Raw genomic sequence first — 18,345 nt, 5'->3', positions numbered from 1 at the left:
ACCATTAATCTTAATAACTAATATAACACTTATAAAGGGTTAAGGCTGTTATTACTTTCAAATTTCTTAACGTTTTGAAATAATGAATAAACATGAATTAAACAATAGTTATGGCGCCGCGGCCGGGATTTGAACCCGGGTCACGGGCTATCTGTGAGATTTTTCTCACATTACTCTTGACAGGCCCGCATACTAGGCCAGACTATACGACCGCGGCTCGCCTTCTATAAAAGATAAAGGAATCGTTATTTAAATTTTCTTCTCGAACCTTAAAACCAAATTTTTCTTAATCTTAGTAAATTAAAAGTTTATAAAATCTTAATTGTAAAAAAGAGTAGTTTATTGAAAGCCTCGAGTTAACGAATAGTTGAACAAATCTCCTAGATAATTATTAGAGGTGAAACCCTCAACCTCTAGGACGAAAAGAAACCGGTTTATTTGATCTTTAAAAAGGGCCTAATTAAATTATTAATGGGAAAAATAAAAATGAATTGTGAAAAATTTGATGGATCCTATATTTTGTTAGGACCATCAAGCGTTGTGATAATTAATGGTGAAGTAGAAATATTGGGATTTGATATAAATAAGAAAATTAATAAGAAAATAATAGTTCCAATAGGTAGATCAATACCAATTAAAGCAAACAACGCATGCCTTAATATAAATCCCTCATCTAAAAATATTGTAAAAGTTGAAAGTAAAACTAATGAAATTTTTGAGAAAATTTATAATGAAATTTTTGAGAAGAGAAAAATTTTAATAATAGGTCCCACTGATTCAGGTAAAAGTACCCTAGCTGCATTCTTAATAAATAGGTTTTATTCTAAAGGAATAAGAGCAAAAATCATGAGTGCTGACCTGGGCCAAAATGAGGTTTATTGTCCTACATTTGTTAGCACTGCTGAAATTGATCCACCATATATACCAGGTTGGAAAGGATCTATAGCAAATGTTAAATCATGTTTCGTGGGCGATATAAGTTCATTTCATAACAAACAAAAATATATTGAATGTATAGAAAAATTGGGGAAAGATGATAACTTAATTATAGACACTGATGGTTTGGTAAATGAAGAAGCTATTAAACTAAAACTATCCTTAATACAAAATATTGATATAGATGCAGTAATTTCTATAGACCTGAATTATGAAATAACCAATTTAAACAACATAAAAATAATCCAGGTTAATAAACTATTTAACAAAGAAAAGAGCAGATATGAAAGAAAAGAAAATAGAGATAGATTAATATCACAATGCATTTTATCATCAAGGAAAAGAATTATAAACTTAAATGAAATAAATATAACCAACAAAGAAAATCTCTTTCCTGGATCTATTGCTGGAATCGAATCTCCCGATGGTAATCAATACTTTGGTTTGATATACAAAATCATTAATGATAATGCTGTTTTGATAACAGAATATGATAGTAAAATAAATAGAATTGAAGTTGGAAAACTAACATTAAACATAAATAATTATAAAAATCTTATTGAATCCCTCTAATCTTATAAAAGGTTTATTATCTTATAAAGTATAAAAATCCCTCTCACTATTATAATTATAGCTAAGTGGAAAGTTTGAATGAGGGAAGAGTGATTTAATATGCATAAGAATAGCAGGAGAGGTAAGTCACATTCCATAAGGCCTTCAACGTTTACAGCAAATTGGATTACTTATTCACAGCAAGAAGTAGAAATGATAATAGAAGAGCTTGCTAAGAAGGGATACACACCTTCTCAAATAGGATTGGTTTTAAGGGATCAATTTGGAATACCCCTTGTTAAACCAATTATAGGAAAAAAGGTAGGTAAGGTTTTAGAAGAAAAGAATTTATCACCAAAAATACCTGAAGATCTGTTTAATTTAATAAGGAAAGCAGTTAATTTGAGGAGGCATTTGAATGAACATCCTAAAGATAAGACAAGCATGAGAGGTTTAATATTTACTGAAAGCAAGATTAGAAGGCTTTCAAATTATTATAAAAAAGTTGGTAAATTGAATAAAGATTGGGTATATGATCCAAATGCTGCAAAGCTTTTGGTTGCTGGGAGTAGCTAAGTAATTTTTCTGTGAATATTCTATTTTGCCAATATCCTATTAGCAATATCTAATAATAAAAACAAAATATCACACATCTAATATTATATATTATCTCCTATAATTAGATAACATTTGATTAAAATTAATGAGGTTCAATACCTAAACCTCTATCCCCTGCATCACCTAATCCTGGAATAATAAAGAAATTATCATCCAAATTATTATCAATTGAAAGAGAATATATGACTAAGTTATCATATAAGGACAATAAATAGTTGATTCCTGGTTTTGATGAAATAACTGATGCAATTATAATTTTCTTAATTCCACGTTTATATAATTCATCGATTACTTTATCCATAGTCTTCCCTGTTGCAAGCATAGGATCAATAAGATAAGCAATTTCATCATATCTTTCAGGTAACCTTTTATAATATATATCTATATTTATTGATCCATAAATTTCATTTCTTTTTGCAGCAACTAAGCCTATTGGCGCATCAGGATATATATCAATAAATCCCTCCATTAATGGTAAGGCTGCACCTAGAATCCCTACAAGCAATGGCTGATTTATTAACTCAAGTTCTACTGCTTCCTGATTTAAAGGAGTAATAACCTTTTCTTGTCTCCACATTAATTCTCTAGAACTTTCTATAGCTAATATTTTGCCTGCATTACTCATAGCTTTCCTAAATTCTGATAATGAAGTATTTTTATCTCTTAATTTTTTTAATAAATATCTTGCTATAGGTAATTCTTCACCTAAAACCTTTATTTTAGCCAAATTATACACACCTATATATTGATCCCTATAAGATTTTTTAACCTCTACTCTCATTCATTATCATGATTAATATTAGATAAGGGTGCCTTATGTGTCGAAGTCTGAAATATCTAAATTAGCAGAAACAGTTACATGGTTTGAAGAATCATTAAAGAAATTGAATAATGAATCTAAAGAATTATCAAGCTCTATAGTTCAATTAGCTGATAGTTTAGGAAAACAGATAAGGCAAGAAAGTAAAAACCTTTTAGATGAAAGCGTAAAGAAATTGGAAGAAGCTTATAAGGAAAGCGTAAAGAAATTGGAAGAAGCTTATAAGGAAAAGGAAAGAGAAGAGATAGAAAAATCTGAAAAATTAGGCAAAGAGAACTATGATCAAGCGGTAAAAGAAGTTTTTGAGGAAATAAAGAAAATCGTATCACGGTGAAATTTAATGGGTTCTCCTTCAACATATGCAAAAATTGTACCTAGGTTAAGATATTTGAAGTCTACATTAATTCCATCAGACAAATTAAGAGAGTTGTCCCCTCCAATATCTGATATATATGCGTTTCTTAGGGAATCAAAATATAGAAGTGTTTCAGATACAAAAAGTCCTGAAGATGCTGAAAAAGAAATCATGAAGAGATTTTATTCGGCCATTGATGAAATTGCAGCTCTTACACCAAGCGAAGCAATGGATCTAACTTTATCTTTTGCAAAAGAAGATGAAATAAATGATTCACTTTTAGTTTTAAGGAGTATTATTGAAAATAAAGAAGTAAACAAAAGTACTTTAATTTCTTTGTTATGGAGTCAAAGCTCTCTTAATAAAATTCTTGCTGAGCCTGATTCCTTAGCTGGAGTACAAAGGTACTTAGAGATTTCATCTAAATTTAAACACATTTATAATTCGTTAAAAGATGCATATACTTTTTATAATGAATTAAAAGATGCAAGTGTAATAACTTGGTATTCCTTAGCCGCAACCTCTAATTTATATTCAGAATCAATATCAAAACTAAATAGTATTGATAAGGATGCTGTATCAAAAACTCTTTGCCCAATAATTGAAGGCAAAATTGCCTTAGGTTTAATACAATCTTCCTTATTAAAAATACCAATTAGGGTTGTAGAAGCAAGTTTCATGAAAATAAAGGCGTGTAATATATCTTGGAATAAGATAGGTAACATTTATGAAAGAGAATCAGGAGACCCAATGGCGTTAGCTACTTCTTTAAGAGATCAATTCAAATATTTAAAAATCGAAGGGAGAAAAGAAAATGAAATAATGGATTCTATAAGAAAAAGCTCATATATATCAGCAAAAAGGAAAGCCGAAGCAACGTTCCAATCATATCCATTTTCTCCATCATTAATATCGGCAGCACTTATACTACTTAAACTAGAAGTAAATAACTTAAAAACAATAGTAATTTCATCATATTTAAAATTAAGCAAAGAAGAATATGAAAATCTTCTCATAATTTAAGTCTTAGCGATTTCTTCTTTTAGTTTAACATGAGTTTCTTGCTTTAATTTATTCCAATCTTTAACATTATAAATGCATCCAGGATCAGGAGCTAAGTAATCATTATAGTATCCATAAGCCCTAGCTCTACACCCCCCACATATATTTTTATAGGGGCATACATTACAAAAACCTTTAAGTTTACTTCTATCTCTCAAATCATTAAATACCTTGCTGGTAGTCCATATTTTCCAAAAACTCTCTTGCCTTATGTTCCCAACAGTTAAAGGTAAAAATACGCATGGAGCTACATCCCCATTTGGTTGTATTGCAGCATAAATTCTTCCTGCCCCGCATCCGCCAACAAATTCAGCAACTGCCTTAACTATTGGATCTCCAGATACAGCAAAATGAGTCGGAGCAATTTCTTTCCCTTGGCTCATAATCAATGCAATCCTTCCATATTGTGGTGCAGTACTAACTATTTGAATTCCTTCCCTCTTTTTCATTTCTGAATAAATATATCTCATAAATTTCTCTCTTTCAACTGGGTCTAAATCAAGCCATAAGTTTTCTTTCCCTCTTCCTGTTGGGACAAAGTTAAAGAATATGACTCTCTTTACACCAATTTCTTCTGCTAAGTCTAAAAGATCTTTAACTTCATTATAATTTAGTTTTGTAATAGTAACTGCCATACCATGATCCATACCTAGCTTTACAGCATTCTCTAATGCTTTAACAGCTCTTTCCCATGATCCATCGACTCCCCTAAATTTATCATGTTTTTTAGGGTCTGCACTATCTAAAGAAACTTCAACATATCTTAAACCACTTTCCTTAGCTTTGACTAAATAATTAATATTGGAAAATAGCCAACCGTTCGTTGCTGTTCCTGTATGAATACCTCTTCTCGATATTTCCTTAACTATAGTATAATAATCTGGGTGAATTGTTGGTTCTCCACCGCTTAATGCTATAGACGCAACGCCTGCCTTATCTAATTGATCTATTAAGTTTAATTTTTCTTCTAATGTAAGCTCATCTGGCGTTGGTTTCCCAGCTCTTTGATAACAATGCATACATTTCAGATTACACATATTTGTCATATTCCATACAATTAGAAATGGTGCAGGCATTTTTTGAGGAACTGTAACTCCATATAAACCTATTCCCTTCATAACTAATGCTACTCCTCTCCTTATTGCTGGATCTGATATTCCTTTTTTTGTTGCTTCTATATCTCCATTAAGCATCTCAATGCCAAACTTTATTATATTATCAATAATAGGAATTAAAAACCTTGCAGATAATGGACATTCTGATATGTTTTCCCCAACAAATTTTGACAAAGCATGATAAATTAATGGTGCTTCTTTTACTTCACCATTTTCATATTTAACTTTGACATCCCTTGTTGCTATTCTTAACATTGATTTTGTTGCAGGATTATTAAAAAGCAACCTAATTCCTGCTAAAAGATGGCCTATATCTCCTTTTTTATTATCAACCTTATCCAAATAGTAATCTGCATCCATGCTCATTGACCCCACCTCAAAGGCTCAAAAACTTTCTTAATTTTGTTTTCAACTGGAGAAAATATCAAATTTTTAGTAATTATTTTGAATAAATCAAAAAATCTACCTGCTTTTGCCTCCCTTGCCATAAAACCAAACCTCACATAAAACTTACGATAAGCATAAACAATCATCTTCCCGAGATCCGATGTGGTGAAATTAAACCCTCTCATAACAGGTCTAACTGTTGTATAATGCTCCCAATTATGATCTACAATTAAATTATTATTGACTGCAAAATCGTATAATGGGGTTCCAGGATATGGGGTTAATGCAGTAAATTGTGCATAATTGGGATCAAGCTTTATAGCTAAATCGATAGTATTTTTCATATCATCTATTGTTTCCCATGGAAAACCCAATATAAATGAACCAGTCGTAAATCCCTTTAATTCTTTTGCCCATGAAAACACCTTTTTTGCCTGCTCTATCGTTATTCTTTTTCCTATTTTATTTAATGTATCTTGACTACCGGATTCAACCCCAAAATATAATGCATTACATCCATTATCATAGAGCAATTTCATCAAATCCTTATTTATTAAATCTACCCTAGTACCACAAGAAAAACTAATGTCAAGATTATTCTTTTTTATTAGATCAATGAAATCTCTTACAAACTTCCAATTTGCTGTAAATTCATCATCTGTGAAAACAATTGTTTTTGTATGGTATTTCTCATATAAGTATTTTATTTCATCAACTACATTTTGTGCAGATCTATATCTATACCTTCTTCCCCAGTAATAACTTGTTATGCAATAAATACAACCATAAGGGCATCCTCTACTTGCCATTATATGGGCTATATTTATATCTTTATTAAACAATGTGTATTTGTTTATATCAACTAAATGTCTTGCTGGCCAAGGTAGCTCATCTAAATTTTGAATTAAAGGCCTATCTTTTGTTTTAACTACTTTGCCATAGTTATTAAATGCTATTCCTGCTATATCACTTAAACCAGATTTTTCAAAACCTTTGTTTTCTAAATAATTAACTAACTCTAATGTTGTATATTCCCCTTCCCCCCTAACAACTATATCAAAGCCTTCTCTTAGTGCTTCTTCTACCATTACTGATGGATGGGTACCTCCGGCTATTATTGGTATACCAGGAAATTCCTCTTTTAATATTTTAACTGCTTTATATGCTTTTGGAGCCATAGGGGTTTGAATAGAAATACCTATTAAATCTGGTTTTATAGCTTTAATATTTGATAACCATGAATTAAAATCAAGCTGAAGAGTTGGGCTATCGATAACCTCAACTTTATGGCCATACCTTTCCAATACTGCTGCTATACTTAGTAACCCTAAAGGAGGAGCTTTCATTCCTGTTACTCTATAAATTTCCAAATTATGGATTTCTGGGGGAAGAGTTAATAATACTTTCAATTTTCTCCCCCATAAATATAATATATATCTAAAGTATATAATTCTACATGTACATAAATTATTTAAGATATTCATTTAAACACGAAGATAAAATTTATAGAATAAAATTAAATATTTTAAATTGTATTGTTTAACAAAGTGAAAAGAGGTGGAAGGAAATAAATAAAAAAGTTATATTAACACTGCTATTATTAATTATAATAGTAAGTCCAATAATATATGTTTCCAGAGCAGATCAATATACTTATAATAGAGAACTTAGCTATTATCCATCATACTTGTTGTTAAGTAATTGGAAAACTATTAATGTATTAATAACAACTGGAATACCAATACCAAACAGTACATTAAACGGTTTTCAGAATTCAAATGCATCAATAAAAAATATTTATTTTGGAAATAGCGGAATATTACCATATAACATTTCTTTTAATGTATATCCATCATACTATGCGAGCTTAAATTTAAACAACACTATAACAATTAAAGGAAATAATGGAATTATAAATATTATGACCCCACCATACTTAAACTTAATTTTTGTTTTAATATATCCTAAAAATATTTTAAAATCTTCTATTTATATTCCTCTTAATTATACAATATCAATTTATAAAGATGAAGCAATTATTAATGGTACACCATCTATTTATATATATTTTAATGGAACAGCTAATATTATTATAGAAAACAATACTAAAATTTTGGAATTATCGTATAATACCAATGGATATTTAGAATTTTCTATAAATGGTTCAAAATATTATCAGCCTAAATATTTGATAAATTATAATAATAATGAGGTTAATAATTGGCTATATAAATCAAAAAACATTAAAAATTTCGAAATTAGCAATAATTTAATTTCAGATTATTATTTGTCATTGCTTTTTATCAAAGATAGTCAAAATCCCATAACTGGCGAATTTGCAGCATCCCCTTCACCCATTTATTTATACAATTGGCTTAGAGATTCTTCCTTTGCAGCCATGGCACTTCAAGATGGCAATCATTTGAACTCCTCATATAAATATTGGATTTGGGAATCTAACATTTTTAGCGGTAATAATTGGTATACTAGATATAATTTTTATAATGGAGAACCTGATATAAGTTTTGGTATTCCTGAACTAGATAGTATTGGTCTATTTCAAATAGGGGTATATAATTACTTTCAAATAACTCATAACTATAGTTTCCTTACATCAGTTCTTCCTGCATTAAATAAAACAATACAATATGAAATAAACCAAATAAATAATAGTAAGTTTCATCTAATGCCTGAAGATTTAAGCGTTTGGGAAAGTAATATGGGATATAATTTTTGGACCCAATCAATTGATGACATAGGTTTATATTATTCTTCTCTCATCTATCAATATCTAGGAATAAATAATAGCTTGATAAAGTACTATGAAAATTTACTTAATGAGAGCATAATAAAATATTTTTGGAATGGTAAATATTTCTATCCAACATTAAATAAAGCTGTTTTATATATAAATAACACACAAGAAATAATCTTATCCCCTGCTTATTCAAGATTTGATTCATCAACAATACTTCCTTTAAGCCTTGGTTTCATATCACCTGAATCTAACACGGCATATAGCGATGTTAATCAAGAAATAGCCCATTTGACTGTTTTAGGAGGATTGTCACGTTTTATAGGGGATGATTATCATTATTCTCAATCATTATATGATAGCTCTGCTCCTAATCCCCCATGGATAATAACTACTTTATTTTTAGCATATTATTATGAACAAATTAATAATATCACTGGAGCAATAAACTTGCTTAACTGGGCTTATAATCATTCCCAGAATGGATTGCTACCAGAAGCTATAGATCCTAATTACGGAAATCCTTTACCAACAACTTCGCCTTTAACCTGGTCAGCTTCTATGTATATTATTGATATTCTCAACTTACCTCAAAATACATCAAACAAGTTAGATGAGATTATTTCATGGATAATAATAATAGTTTTATTAATAGCAATTTGGTATGTTATGAGAAATAGATCTATTTTAAACAAATAATCTTAAATTTCTGATATTTATTAAAATATATTAAGATATTATGCTGTATAACTTAAAAATAATAAAATAAAAGTAATGGAGCCAATATTTGCAACAAAGCATTTTTATTATTTTGAATAAAAACTAATACAATGGGGATTAGTGTGGAGCATGAATGGATTCCTAATAGTAACGAACAAATTAAAAAAGCGATGTTGGATTATATTGGAGTTAAAGATGTATTGGAATTATATCATGATATCCCTAAGCAGGTATTAATAAATGAAGAAAAATGGGATAGCCTTGAAATAGGGAAAAAGAGACCCTTAGATCAAATCGAAGTTGAAAAAATAATGGATGATGTTTTAAATAACAATAAAATATTTGATAAATCAAAACTTTTTATTGGAGGTGGGGCTTGGCCCCATTATATTCCAGCAGCTGTGCAATACTTAGCTGAAAGAGGAGAGATCTTAACAGCATATACACCTTATCAGCCTGAAATAAGCCAGGGATTATTACAAATGTTATTTGAATATCAGAGCTTAATATCAGATATATTGGAAATGGAAGTAGTCAATGCAAGTATGTACGACATGGCAAGCGCATTAGGGGAAGCATTTTTAATGTCAAAGAGAATTAATGATAAATCAAAGATATTAATACCAGAAACAATAAATCCATTTCACTTATCAGTTGCAAAATCCTATACAACCCCTCATGAAATATCTCTAATAACTTATAAAGTTGATCCAAATACTGGGTATTCTGATATTGAAGATATAAAAAATAAATTAGATGACGTATCTGCAATTTACCTGGAATATCCATATCAATATACTGGAATTGTTGATATAAATGCTAAGGCAATTAGCGAAATAGCTCATGAAAAAAATGCATTATTTATTATGGGAGTTAATCCACTTAGCCTTATGCTATACAAAACGCCGGGAGAGCTTAATGCAGATATAGCTGTTGGAGAAGGGCAACCATTAGGATTAGGGCTTAATTTTGGAGGACCATATTTGGGAATATTTGCAACAAAATGGAATGCAGAATATGTAAAACAAATGCCGGGAAGATTAATAGGCATGACTACTTCCATTGATGGCTCTTCTAAAGCATTTGCAATGATAATGCAAACTAGAGAGCAACATATAAGAAGATCTAAGGCAACAAGCAACATAACGACAAACTCTTCTCTAAGCGCTATCACAGCTGCGATCTATATTTCATTATTAGGTAAAAAAGGTTTGAAAGATGTTGCAGAATCCATTTGGTATAGAAGCCATTACGCTGCAAAGAAAATAAATAGCCTTGGATTTAAATCTCCTTTGTTTGAAGGGGAATTCTTTGGAGATTTCATTGTAGATTTTAATACAGACTTTGAAAAAATAAGAAGTAAACTAATTGATTATGGAATCTTGCTAGGAATACCATTAAATCAGTATGTTACATGGGCAAAAAGTTCATGGGGCTTATTGAGTTTCACTGAAGTTCATTCCAAATCTGATATTGATTTTCTTTTAGATAAACTAGAAAGCTTAGGGGGATTATAATGTTTAAGCAAGCTAACTGGAATGAACCACTTATATATGAATTGGGAAATACTAGAAAAGGCATTGGATTTAAGGAAAATAATGAAGAATTCAAGCAAATTTTAGGAGAAATATCAATACCCCAAAATCTAAAACGTGAAAAAGATCCTGATTTACCAGAAGTTAGCGAAATAGAAGTTGTAAGACATTTCACTAGATTATCTGAGATGGCATATGGAGTTGATTCTGGTCCAGTTCCATTAGGTAGTTGCACAATGAAATACAATCCTAAACTATCATTAAAAATATCATCTGACAAGAGGCTCACTTTTATCCATCCTTTACAACCAGAATCAACAATTCAAGGATTGTTAAAGGCATTGTATGAACTACAAAATTGGTTATCATTAATAACAGGCATGGATTATTGTACTTTGCATCCAGCTGCAGGAGCTCAAGGGGAACTTAGCGGGGTTTTGATGATAAGGAAATATCATGAAATAAAAGGAAATATTAATTTAAAGGATGAAATAATTGTTCCAGATTCTGCTCATGGAACAAATCCAGCTAGTGCTGCAATGGGAGGATTTAAAACAATAGAAATACCTACAGATGAATCAGGAAATATGGATTATAATGCATTTCTATCTTCATTAAATGAAAGAACAGCAGGCTTAATGCTAACAAATCCAAGCACATTAGGATTATTTGAAGAAAAAATTCTAGATGTAGCTAAAATGGTTCATGAAAAAGATGGTTTACTATACTACGATGGCGCTAATTTAAATGGCATTTTAGGAAAAGCAAGACCAGGAGACATGGGCTTTGATATGGCTCATCTAAACTTACATAAAACTTTCTCAACGCCTCATGGTGGGGGAGGTCCTGGTTCAGGTCCATTATGTATAAAAGATCGCATAGTAAAAGATGACATTATGCTACATGATTTATTACCAGGTCCTATAGTTATATATGATAAAAAAGATAAAATGTATAAAATAAAATGGCCTGGAAAAAATAGTCCAGGTCTTATGAAATCATTTTTCGGTAATGTACAACAATTAATTTGGGCCTATACATATATATTGACTTTAGGCCCTCAAGGTTTAAGAGAAGCTGGAGAAGTAGCAGTAATAAATACTAATTATTTCATAAAGCTAATGGAAAATTCTAAAGGATACTCATTGCCTTATGGAAATAATAGGTTTAGAAAACATGAAGTTGTATTAAGTGCAGAACCATTACATGAAGAAACAGGAGTAACTGCTGAAGATATAAGCAAAGGATTGCTAGATTCAGGATTTTATGCGCCAACAATTTATTTCCCATTAATAGTAAAAGAAGCTTTGATGATAGAATTTACAGAAAGCGAGACTAAGGAAAATATAGAAAAGTTTGCAAATAGACTTAAAGAAATTGAAGATATTGCAAGAAGAAATCCAAATGAACCAAAACAATGGCCGCTCAACACTTCTGTTAGGAGAATTGACATGGTTAAAGCTAATCATCCAAAAACTATTACTCCAACCTATAGAGCAAATATTTTAAGGCAAAAAGGTATATTAGGACCCCTACGTTAGAAAATTATAATAAAATTTTTAAAAACATGAAGTAAATCCACACAACATGAACAATCGATGATGCTATCAATCCAAATTTTTCAGCGGTAAATGATAAGAACAATCCAACTATTAACGCTGCAACAACTAAAATTAAATTTAATGATACAGAATGTACGAAGCCATAAAACAATGGTGCAAATAACCAGCTAACATTTAATTTCTTCTCAAGTATAACTTGTTGTAATAACCCTCTCCAATATGCTTCTTCCATAACTCCTATTAAAGCTAAAAGAAAGATACTTAACAATCCTTTTGGAACCAATCCATATACATACAGAACTTCACCTTCTAAACCCAATTTAGCTGATACTATATTCCCACCATAGAAAACAAAATAAAGTATTATTGCAATTAATAAAGCTAATAGAATGCAAAGAGCGTTGCAGCTTTTGTATTTTTCTCTAACTTCTTTTCTAGTTAACGAAATAATTCCAAGAACACTAACGGATAATGCCATTGCGTATATAAAATGAGAATAAAATACATCAAAGGTAAAGTACCATAAAATCCAAGGAAGTATTATCATAAACACATCAAATATAGTTATTTTTCTCAATCGATTCACCTCAAGCGATACTTTCTATACATTATTCTTAATCATATATGGCATTAAAAAATTAAATGTTAGATTAAGCACTACTGTTTTTAACCATTTTTAGATTAATATTATTAGGGGAAAAATTGACCAATAATGAAAAGTATATATCAATATTTGGCCATTTTTATCAACCACCTCGTTTCAACCCTTGGACTTTAGAAATTGATTTAGATATATCATCTAGGCCTTACCATGATTGGAATGATAAAATAACCATAGAATCATATCTTTCTAATGCATATGCAAGACTTAAAAATGATGATCTAATCGAAGATATAGTTAACAACTATGAAAAAATTACTTTTTCATTTGGCCCGTTGCTTCTTTCATATTTAAAGAATAAATATAATAAGTTGTACAATTTAATTATTGAAGCTGATAAGGAATCAGCATCTAAATTTTCTGGTCATGGAAACGCGATAGCTCAACCTTATGCTCATATAATACTTCCTTTATCAACGAAACAAAATAAGGAAAGAGCCATATACTGGGGCATAAAATACTTTGAAAAAACCTACGATAGATATCCAGAAGGTTTTTGGTTACCAGAAGCTGCTGTAGACAACCAAACATTAGAAATTCTTTCTAATTATGGAATAAAATTTGTTATTTTAAGTCCTCATCAGGCTAAATCTATAAAATCCGGATCTGAGTTCATAGAAGTTAATGAGAAAAAGCTTAATACTAAAATAACTTATAGAGCTATATTACCTTCAGGAAATAATATAGGGGTAATATTTTATAATAGATGGCTATCCGGTTTGGTAGCTTTTGGTGAAATCCTAAAAAGCGGAGAACTTTTTGCGAGAAAGCTCATTGAGTCTTTTGATAATTCTGATTCACCACAACTAGTAAGCATTGCAACAGATGGAGAAACTTATGGACATCATAAGCCAAAGGGAGAAGAAGAACTTGCAAAAGCTTTATCAATTATAGAATCAAATGGTATTAACATAACTAACTATAGCTATTATTTTTCAACATATGGGCCCCGATTAGATGTAATTATAAATGAAAATACTTCGTGGAGTTGTCCACATGGCATAGAAAGGTGGAGATCAAATTGTGGATGCGCATCAGAAATAAGGCCTGGATGGAATCAAGAATGGAGAGTTCCATTAAGAAAATCTATAGATTGGTTAAGTGATATTGTTGAGGATGTAATTCAAAAATTAGGCCAACAAGTTTCTACTGATATAAATAATGCTATACTTGATTATATTGATGTTATGTATAACTACGATGCCGAAAAAGTTTCTACCTTTATAGATAAATATGTTATAAAAGAGAATGAAAACAATACAATTAATTTTTTGAAACTTATGGAACTGGTAAAAAATTCTATATTAATGCAATCAAGCGATGCATGGTTCTTTGAAGATATATATAGGCCAGAACCCATACAGTCACTAAAATTCGCAAAAAGAGTAATACAATTAATTGAAGATCTATCAAACACAAAAATAGAAGACAAATTCTTGGAAATTTTAAAGGATGCAAAATCAAATGATCAAAGATATGGAAATGGTAAAGATATATATGAAAGAGAAGTTATACCATCGTTTATGCCTCCTGAAAAAATTGGAGCAAGCTTTGCAATGAGACTACTTTTTAAGAATTATCCAAATGAAAACGATTATTATTCATATAAAATAATTATTGGTCCATACAAAAGATATGAACTTGGAAGAGCAAGGGCTATTAATGGAATAGCAACATTAATATCTAAAATAACGTGGAGAAGCACCCCAATAGTGTTTTCTTCAATATATTATGGTTGGTATAATTTACATTCTGGTGCAAAAATTCTTATGGATCAAAAATCTTATTTTGAATTAGACAAAAACATGGAAGAATTATTCAGCAAAGGTCTGCTTCCCGATATAATTGATTTAATACAAAAAACCTTTTATCCTAATTATTATAATTTAAATAACTTATTAAAGGATGATCAGAAATTTGTTATGGATCACGTATTAGAATCTGCAATTGAAGAGCTTTCAAAACACTATGAAATTTTATATAATAATTATCTCCCCGTTATGGAATATGTTAAAAGCCTTAATCTAAACTATCCTAAAGTATTTGAAATCTTATTACAATACGAATTAGAAAAATCTTTTTTAGAGATGCTGGAATCCGAATTTATAGATTTTAATAAATTGGGACAAGTAATTCAATGGTCTAAAAATTTAGAAGTTAAAATAGATGATTTAGTTCATAGTATTCTTAGAAATAGGATAGAAAAAGAAATTGATAACCTAATTGACAATCCTAAAGACATAAACTCTATAAGCACTTTACAACAGTTATTAGAGATTTCAATGGAATTAAATGTCCCAATTGAATACCTTTGGGAAGCGCAAAACAAATTTATTTATTTAAGAAACAGAATATTGAGACCTATAATTTCATCAAAGGAAGATATGGATAAGACCTTTATTAATTCATATAAGCTTATTTCTAATAATTTAAAAGTTAAATTCCCATAATTAATTATCTGCTCATTTTAATTGATTTTATAATCTAATTTAACTTTTACAAAATTTACTTTTCAAATCATTTATTATCCTATAAGATAGACCCCATATGACCAGATTACCTGGTAATGTATATCCATATACATATCCTCTTATAGGATGAAAAACTAATCTTGGTTCTCCAATAGAATCTAAAGGTATCCATATAACATAATCAACTTCAGTATCTTTAGGTTTAGCATCTATAGGCCCATTTAAAGCTCCTATAACAGGCAAAACTTTAACTACTGGTTTTGAAGCTGTTTCATGAACATCCATAACACCTAAAATTTTAACAAATTTTGGAAATACATTAGCCTCTTCCCAAGCTTCTCTTAACGCTGCATCAATATAGGTTTCACCTTTTTTTATATGTCCTCCAGGAAAAGCTAGATCACATGAGAATCTACCAGAGACAAGACAATTCTTTCTAACCATTAACACTCTAGGAGGTGTACCAAACAATAATACTAAGACTGCTGCATCTATTTTATATGACGTGTTATCGCACCTTCTTTTTTACTTTCCATTGTTTTATTTTAAAGTTAAGATAATATATTTTAAAGCTCTATTCGTATAAACGAATTTAAAATATATTTTTCAACTTAAAATCATATTAGAATGCTATATCATTATTTCACTAGAATTGTAATCTAAAGAAAAGTTAATACTCTTTTGCTATAATTTATTCTAATGATCAAGGAAAATAAGGAAATCGGTGAACTAAATGAAACTATGCAGCAAATGTGGTATAAGACCAGCAGAAATATATCAAGCTCACTCAAACAAAATGCTATGCAAAGAATGTTTTTTAGAGGATGTAAGGAATAGGGCAATAGAAGAAATAAAAAGATGGAACATGATAAAAAGTGATGATATCGTAATGATGGCCCTAAGTGGGGGAAAAGATGGCTATGTGTTGCTTGATGTTCTAGGAAATTATTTTTCAAAATCTAATAAACTAATAGGATTAAATATAATTGAAGGAATCCATGGATATAACAAAGAAGAAGATGCAAAATATCTAGTCAAAACAGCAAAAGAATATGGAGTAGATGTAATAGTTACAAGCATAAAAGATTATATAGGATATAGCATGGATGAAATATATGAAAAAACTAGAAATTCAAAAAACTCATTTACCCCTTGTACATATTGTGGTGCATCAAGAAGAAGGATCATGAACTATTATGCAAGAGAAATGGGTGCAACCAAGCTAGCAACTGCCCATAATCTAGATGATGAAGCGCAAACAGCAGTGATCAATTTGATGAAAGGTGACATAAATAGTTTACTAAAACAACACCCAAATATCAATATAACAGAAGATGATATGTTGGTAAAAAGAATTAAACCATTAAGAAAAATATATGAATGGGAAAATGCGTCTTTTACATTTATTAAAAACTTTCATATACAACAAACCGAGTGCCCATATATAGAACTAGCACCAACTCTTCGAGCAAAGGTTAGAAGAGAACTATATAAATATGAAAGAGAAAATCCTGGGGTTCTGATTAGATTCATGGAAACTTTAGATATATTATTAGAATATATTCATCAAGATAAAGTTGCAACGAAACTAAACAGATGCATAAAATGTGGAGAACCAACTACTAAAGGAAGAAATATATGCAAACTATGCGAACTGCTATCTAGCATTGGCATTTCTAACCCTTCTTATTTGATTAAGGTTCCTAAAAAAGTGATGTGAATGAAATGCAATGCAAAAATAGAAAAAATTTCAAACTTTTATGGAAGACCAATATATTATATTAATAAACCAATACCATTAATTGGGCATATTGCTTTTGGAATAATTGATAGAGGTACCAATGTATTACAAGTAAGACCTTCAACCCTATGTTTTCATAATTGCATATTTTGCAGTGTTGATGCAGGACCAAATTCTAAATTTAGAGAATCAGAATATATTGTTAATGAAGAATGGCTTGCAGAATGGGTTAATGATGTAGCCAATGTAAAAAATGAAGATATAGAAGTATTAATAGATGGTGTTGGAGAACCCATTTCACATCCAAAGATATTAAAATTAATCTCTTTAATTAAAAAAATAAAAAATGTTAAAACTATTTCTATAGAAACTCATGGAGGATCTTTATCACTTCAATTGGCAAAAAAACTTGAAGAAGCAGGGTTAAATAGAATTAACTTGAGTATTGATTCAATTAATTCCGAAAATGCAAAAAAGCTATCAGGAACAGAATGGTATGATGTAAATAAAATTTTAAAAAATGCATCAGAAATACTAAAGGAAACAAACATAGACATAGTTTTAACTCCAGTAGTAATTCCTGAAATCAATGAAAAGGATATGGATCTAATTATAGAATGGGCAAAAGAGAATCATGCTGGTGAAAAAAGTAATTATCCTAGCGGAATATTAATTCAAAAATTTGAAATACACCATTTCGGAAGGAAACCCGAGAAAATAAAAGTATGGTCATGGGGAAAGTTTTATTCATGGCTTAAGATTCTTCAAGAAAAACATAATTATAGACTTATAGTAAAACCTGAAGAGTTAGGATTTAAAGATTCAGCCAAACTGGAAAAACCATTCCATGTAAATGATATAGTTAAGTCAACCATAATTGGAAATGGATGGCTTAAAAATGAATACCTAGCAACTGATGAAAATTGTATTAGAATAATTTCTATTATCTCAAAAGAAGACTTGATGATTGGTTCTAAAGTAAAAACTAAGATAATCAGAGATAAGGATAACATATTTTTAGGAAAGCTATATTAACTATAATAATCACATCTTAT

At 29.9% G+C, this 18,345-nt stretch carries 15 protein-coding genes and 1 tRNA gene; 10 read left to right on the top strand and 6 right to left on the bottom strand.

What is annotated here, in order from left to right:
- Window positions 1-111: 111 nt before the first annotated feature.
- Window positions 112-217 (bottom strand) — tRNA-Asp (locus CALAG_RS03555).
- A gap of 269 nt (window positions 218-486) precedes the next feature.
- Here CALAG_RS03555 and CALAG_RS03550 point away from each other — a divergent pair.
- Window positions 487-1,509 (top strand): Clp1/GlmU family protein, encoded by a 1,023-nt coding sequence (locus CALAG_RS03550; RefSeq protein WP_015232372.1) that lies wholly within the window; start codon window positions 487-489, stop codon window positions 1,507-1,509.
- Window positions 1,510-1,608: 99 nt separating this feature from the next.
- The gene (locus tag CALAG_RS03545) at window positions 1,609-2,064 is read left to right on the top strand and encodes a 30S ribosomal protein S15 (protein ID WP_015232116.1); all 456 of its coding nucleotides are present in this window, start codon (window positions 1,609-1,611) and stop codon (window positions 2,062-2,064) included.
- 124 nt (window positions 2,065-2,188) lie between these two features.
- Here the strand turns inward: CALAG_RS03545 and upp are convergent, their stop codons facing one another.
- Window positions 2,189-2,842, bottom strand: a complete 654-nt coding sequence (gene upp / locus CALAG_RS03540) for a uracil phosphoribosyltransferase (RefSeq protein ID WP_015232371.1) — start codon at window positions 2,840-2,842, stop codon at window positions 2,189-2,191.
- An 82-nt stretch (window positions 2,843-2,924) separates the two neighbouring features.
- On the opposite strand from upp, the gene CALAG_RS03535 reads away from it, so the two are divergent.
- Both CALAG_RS03535 and CALAG_RS03530 read left to right on the top strand, forming a co-directional pair.
- A complete protein-coding gene (locus CALAG_RS03535) occupies window positions 2,925-3,260 on the top strand; it encodes a hypothetical protein (RefSeq protein WP_015232370.1) in 336 nt (111 codons plus the stop codon).
- Between the two features lie 6 nt (window positions 3,261-3,266).
- The gene (locus CALAG_RS03530) at window positions 3,267-4,304 is read left to right on the top strand and encodes a V-type ATPase subunit (protein WP_015232369.1); all 1,038 of its coding nucleotides are present in this window, start codon (window positions 3,267-3,269) and stop codon (window positions 4,302-4,304) included.
- On the opposite strand, the gene CALAG_RS03525 is transcribed toward CALAG_RS03530, so the two are convergent.
- Both CALAG_RS03525 and CALAG_RS03520 read right to left on the bottom strand, forming a co-directional pair.
- On the bottom strand, window positions 4,301-5,824 hold the full coding sequence (locus CALAG_RS03525) for a radical SAM/SPASM domain-containing protein (protein WP_015232368.1): 1,524 nt from the start codon (window positions 5,822-5,824) through the stop codon (window positions 4,301-4,303). The two genes, CALAG_RS03530 and CALAG_RS03525, sit on opposite strands and share 4 nt — an antisense overlap.
- Window positions 5,821-7,254, bottom strand: coding sequence for a B12-binding domain-containing radical SAM protein (locus tag CALAG_RS03520; protein WP_015232367.1), 1,434 nt, complete (start codon window positions 7,252-7,254; stop codon window positions 5,821-5,823). Before CALAG_RS03520 ends, CALAG_RS03525 begins: the two co-directional genes overlap by 4 nt.
- Before the next feature lie 281 nt (window positions 7,255-7,535).
- Between CALAG_RS03520 and CALAG_RS03515 the strand changes: the two genes are divergently transcribed.
- From CALAG_RS03515 to gcvPB, 3 genes are all read left to right on the top strand, one after another.
- Window positions 7,536-9,299 (top strand): glycoside hydrolase family 15 protein, encoded by a 1,764-nt coding sequence (locus CALAG_RS03515; RefSeq protein ID WP_015232366.1) that lies wholly within the window; start codon window positions 7,536-7,538, stop codon window positions 9,297-9,299.
- Window positions 9,300-9,442: 143 nt separating this feature from the next.
- Entirely contained in the window at window positions 9,443-10,837 is a 1,395-nt protein-coding gene (gene gcvPA, locus CALAG_RS03510; RefSeq protein WP_015232365.1) for an aminomethyl-transferring glycine dehydrogenase subunit GcvPA, read from the top strand.
- Window positions 10,837-12,396 carry an aminomethyl-transferring glycine dehydrogenase subunit GcvPB gene (gene gcvPB, locus CALAG_RS03505; RefSeq protein WP_015232364.1) on the top strand — a complete coding sequence of 520 codons (1,560 nt, stop codon included), beginning with the start codon at window positions 10,837-10,839 and terminating at the stop codon, window positions 12,394-12,396. Before gcvPA ends, gcvPB begins: the two co-directional genes overlap by 1 nt.
- 4 nt (window positions 12,397-12,400) lie before the next feature.
- On the opposite strand, the gene CALAG_RS03500 is transcribed toward gcvPB, so the two are convergent.
- On the bottom strand, window positions 12,401-12,994 hold the full coding sequence (locus CALAG_RS03500; RefSeq protein WP_015232363.1) for a CPBP family intramembrane glutamic endopeptidase: 594 nt from the start codon (window positions 12,992-12,994) through the stop codon (window positions 12,401-12,403).
- 125 nt (window positions 12,995-13,119) lie between these two features.
- On the opposite strand from CALAG_RS03500, the gene CALAG_RS03495 reads away from it, so the two are divergent.
- Window positions 13,120-15,528, top strand: a complete 2,409-nt coding sequence (locus tag CALAG_RS03495; protein WP_015232362.1) for a DUF3536 domain-containing protein — start codon at window positions 13,120-13,122, stop codon at window positions 15,526-15,528.
- Between the two features lie 39 nt (window positions 15,529-15,567).
- On the opposite strand, the gene CALAG_RS03490 is transcribed toward CALAG_RS03495, so the two are convergent.
- Window positions 15,568-16,044 (bottom strand): NUDIX hydrolase, encoded by a 477-nt coding sequence (locus tag CALAG_RS03490; protein WP_015232361.1) that lies wholly within the window; start codon window positions 16,042-16,044, stop codon window positions 15,568-15,570.
- Between the two features lie 238 nt (window positions 16,045-16,282).
- Between CALAG_RS03490 and CALAG_RS03485 the strand changes: the two genes are divergently transcribed.
- Window positions 16,283-17,269, top strand: a complete 987-nt coding sequence (locus CALAG_RS03485; protein WP_015232360.1) for a TIGR00269 family protein — start codon at window positions 16,283-16,285, stop codon at window positions 17,267-17,269.
- Window positions 17,270-18,325: a radical SAM protein gene (locus CALAG_RS03480; protein WP_015232359.1), complete on the top strand. Its 1,056-nt coding sequence runs from the start codon at window positions 17,270-17,272 to the stop codon at window positions 18,323-18,325.
- Window positions 18,326-18,345: the final 20 nt, after the last annotated feature.

The organism is Caldisphaera lagunensis DSM 15908, from assembly GCF_000317795.1.
Classification (GTDB): domain Archaea; phylum Thermoproteota; class Thermoprotei_A; order Sulfolobales; family Acidilobaceae; genus Caldisphaera; species Caldisphaera lagunensis.
Note: the sequence above shows the minus strand (reverse complement) of the source record. Positions and strands in the feature narration are given on the sequence as shown.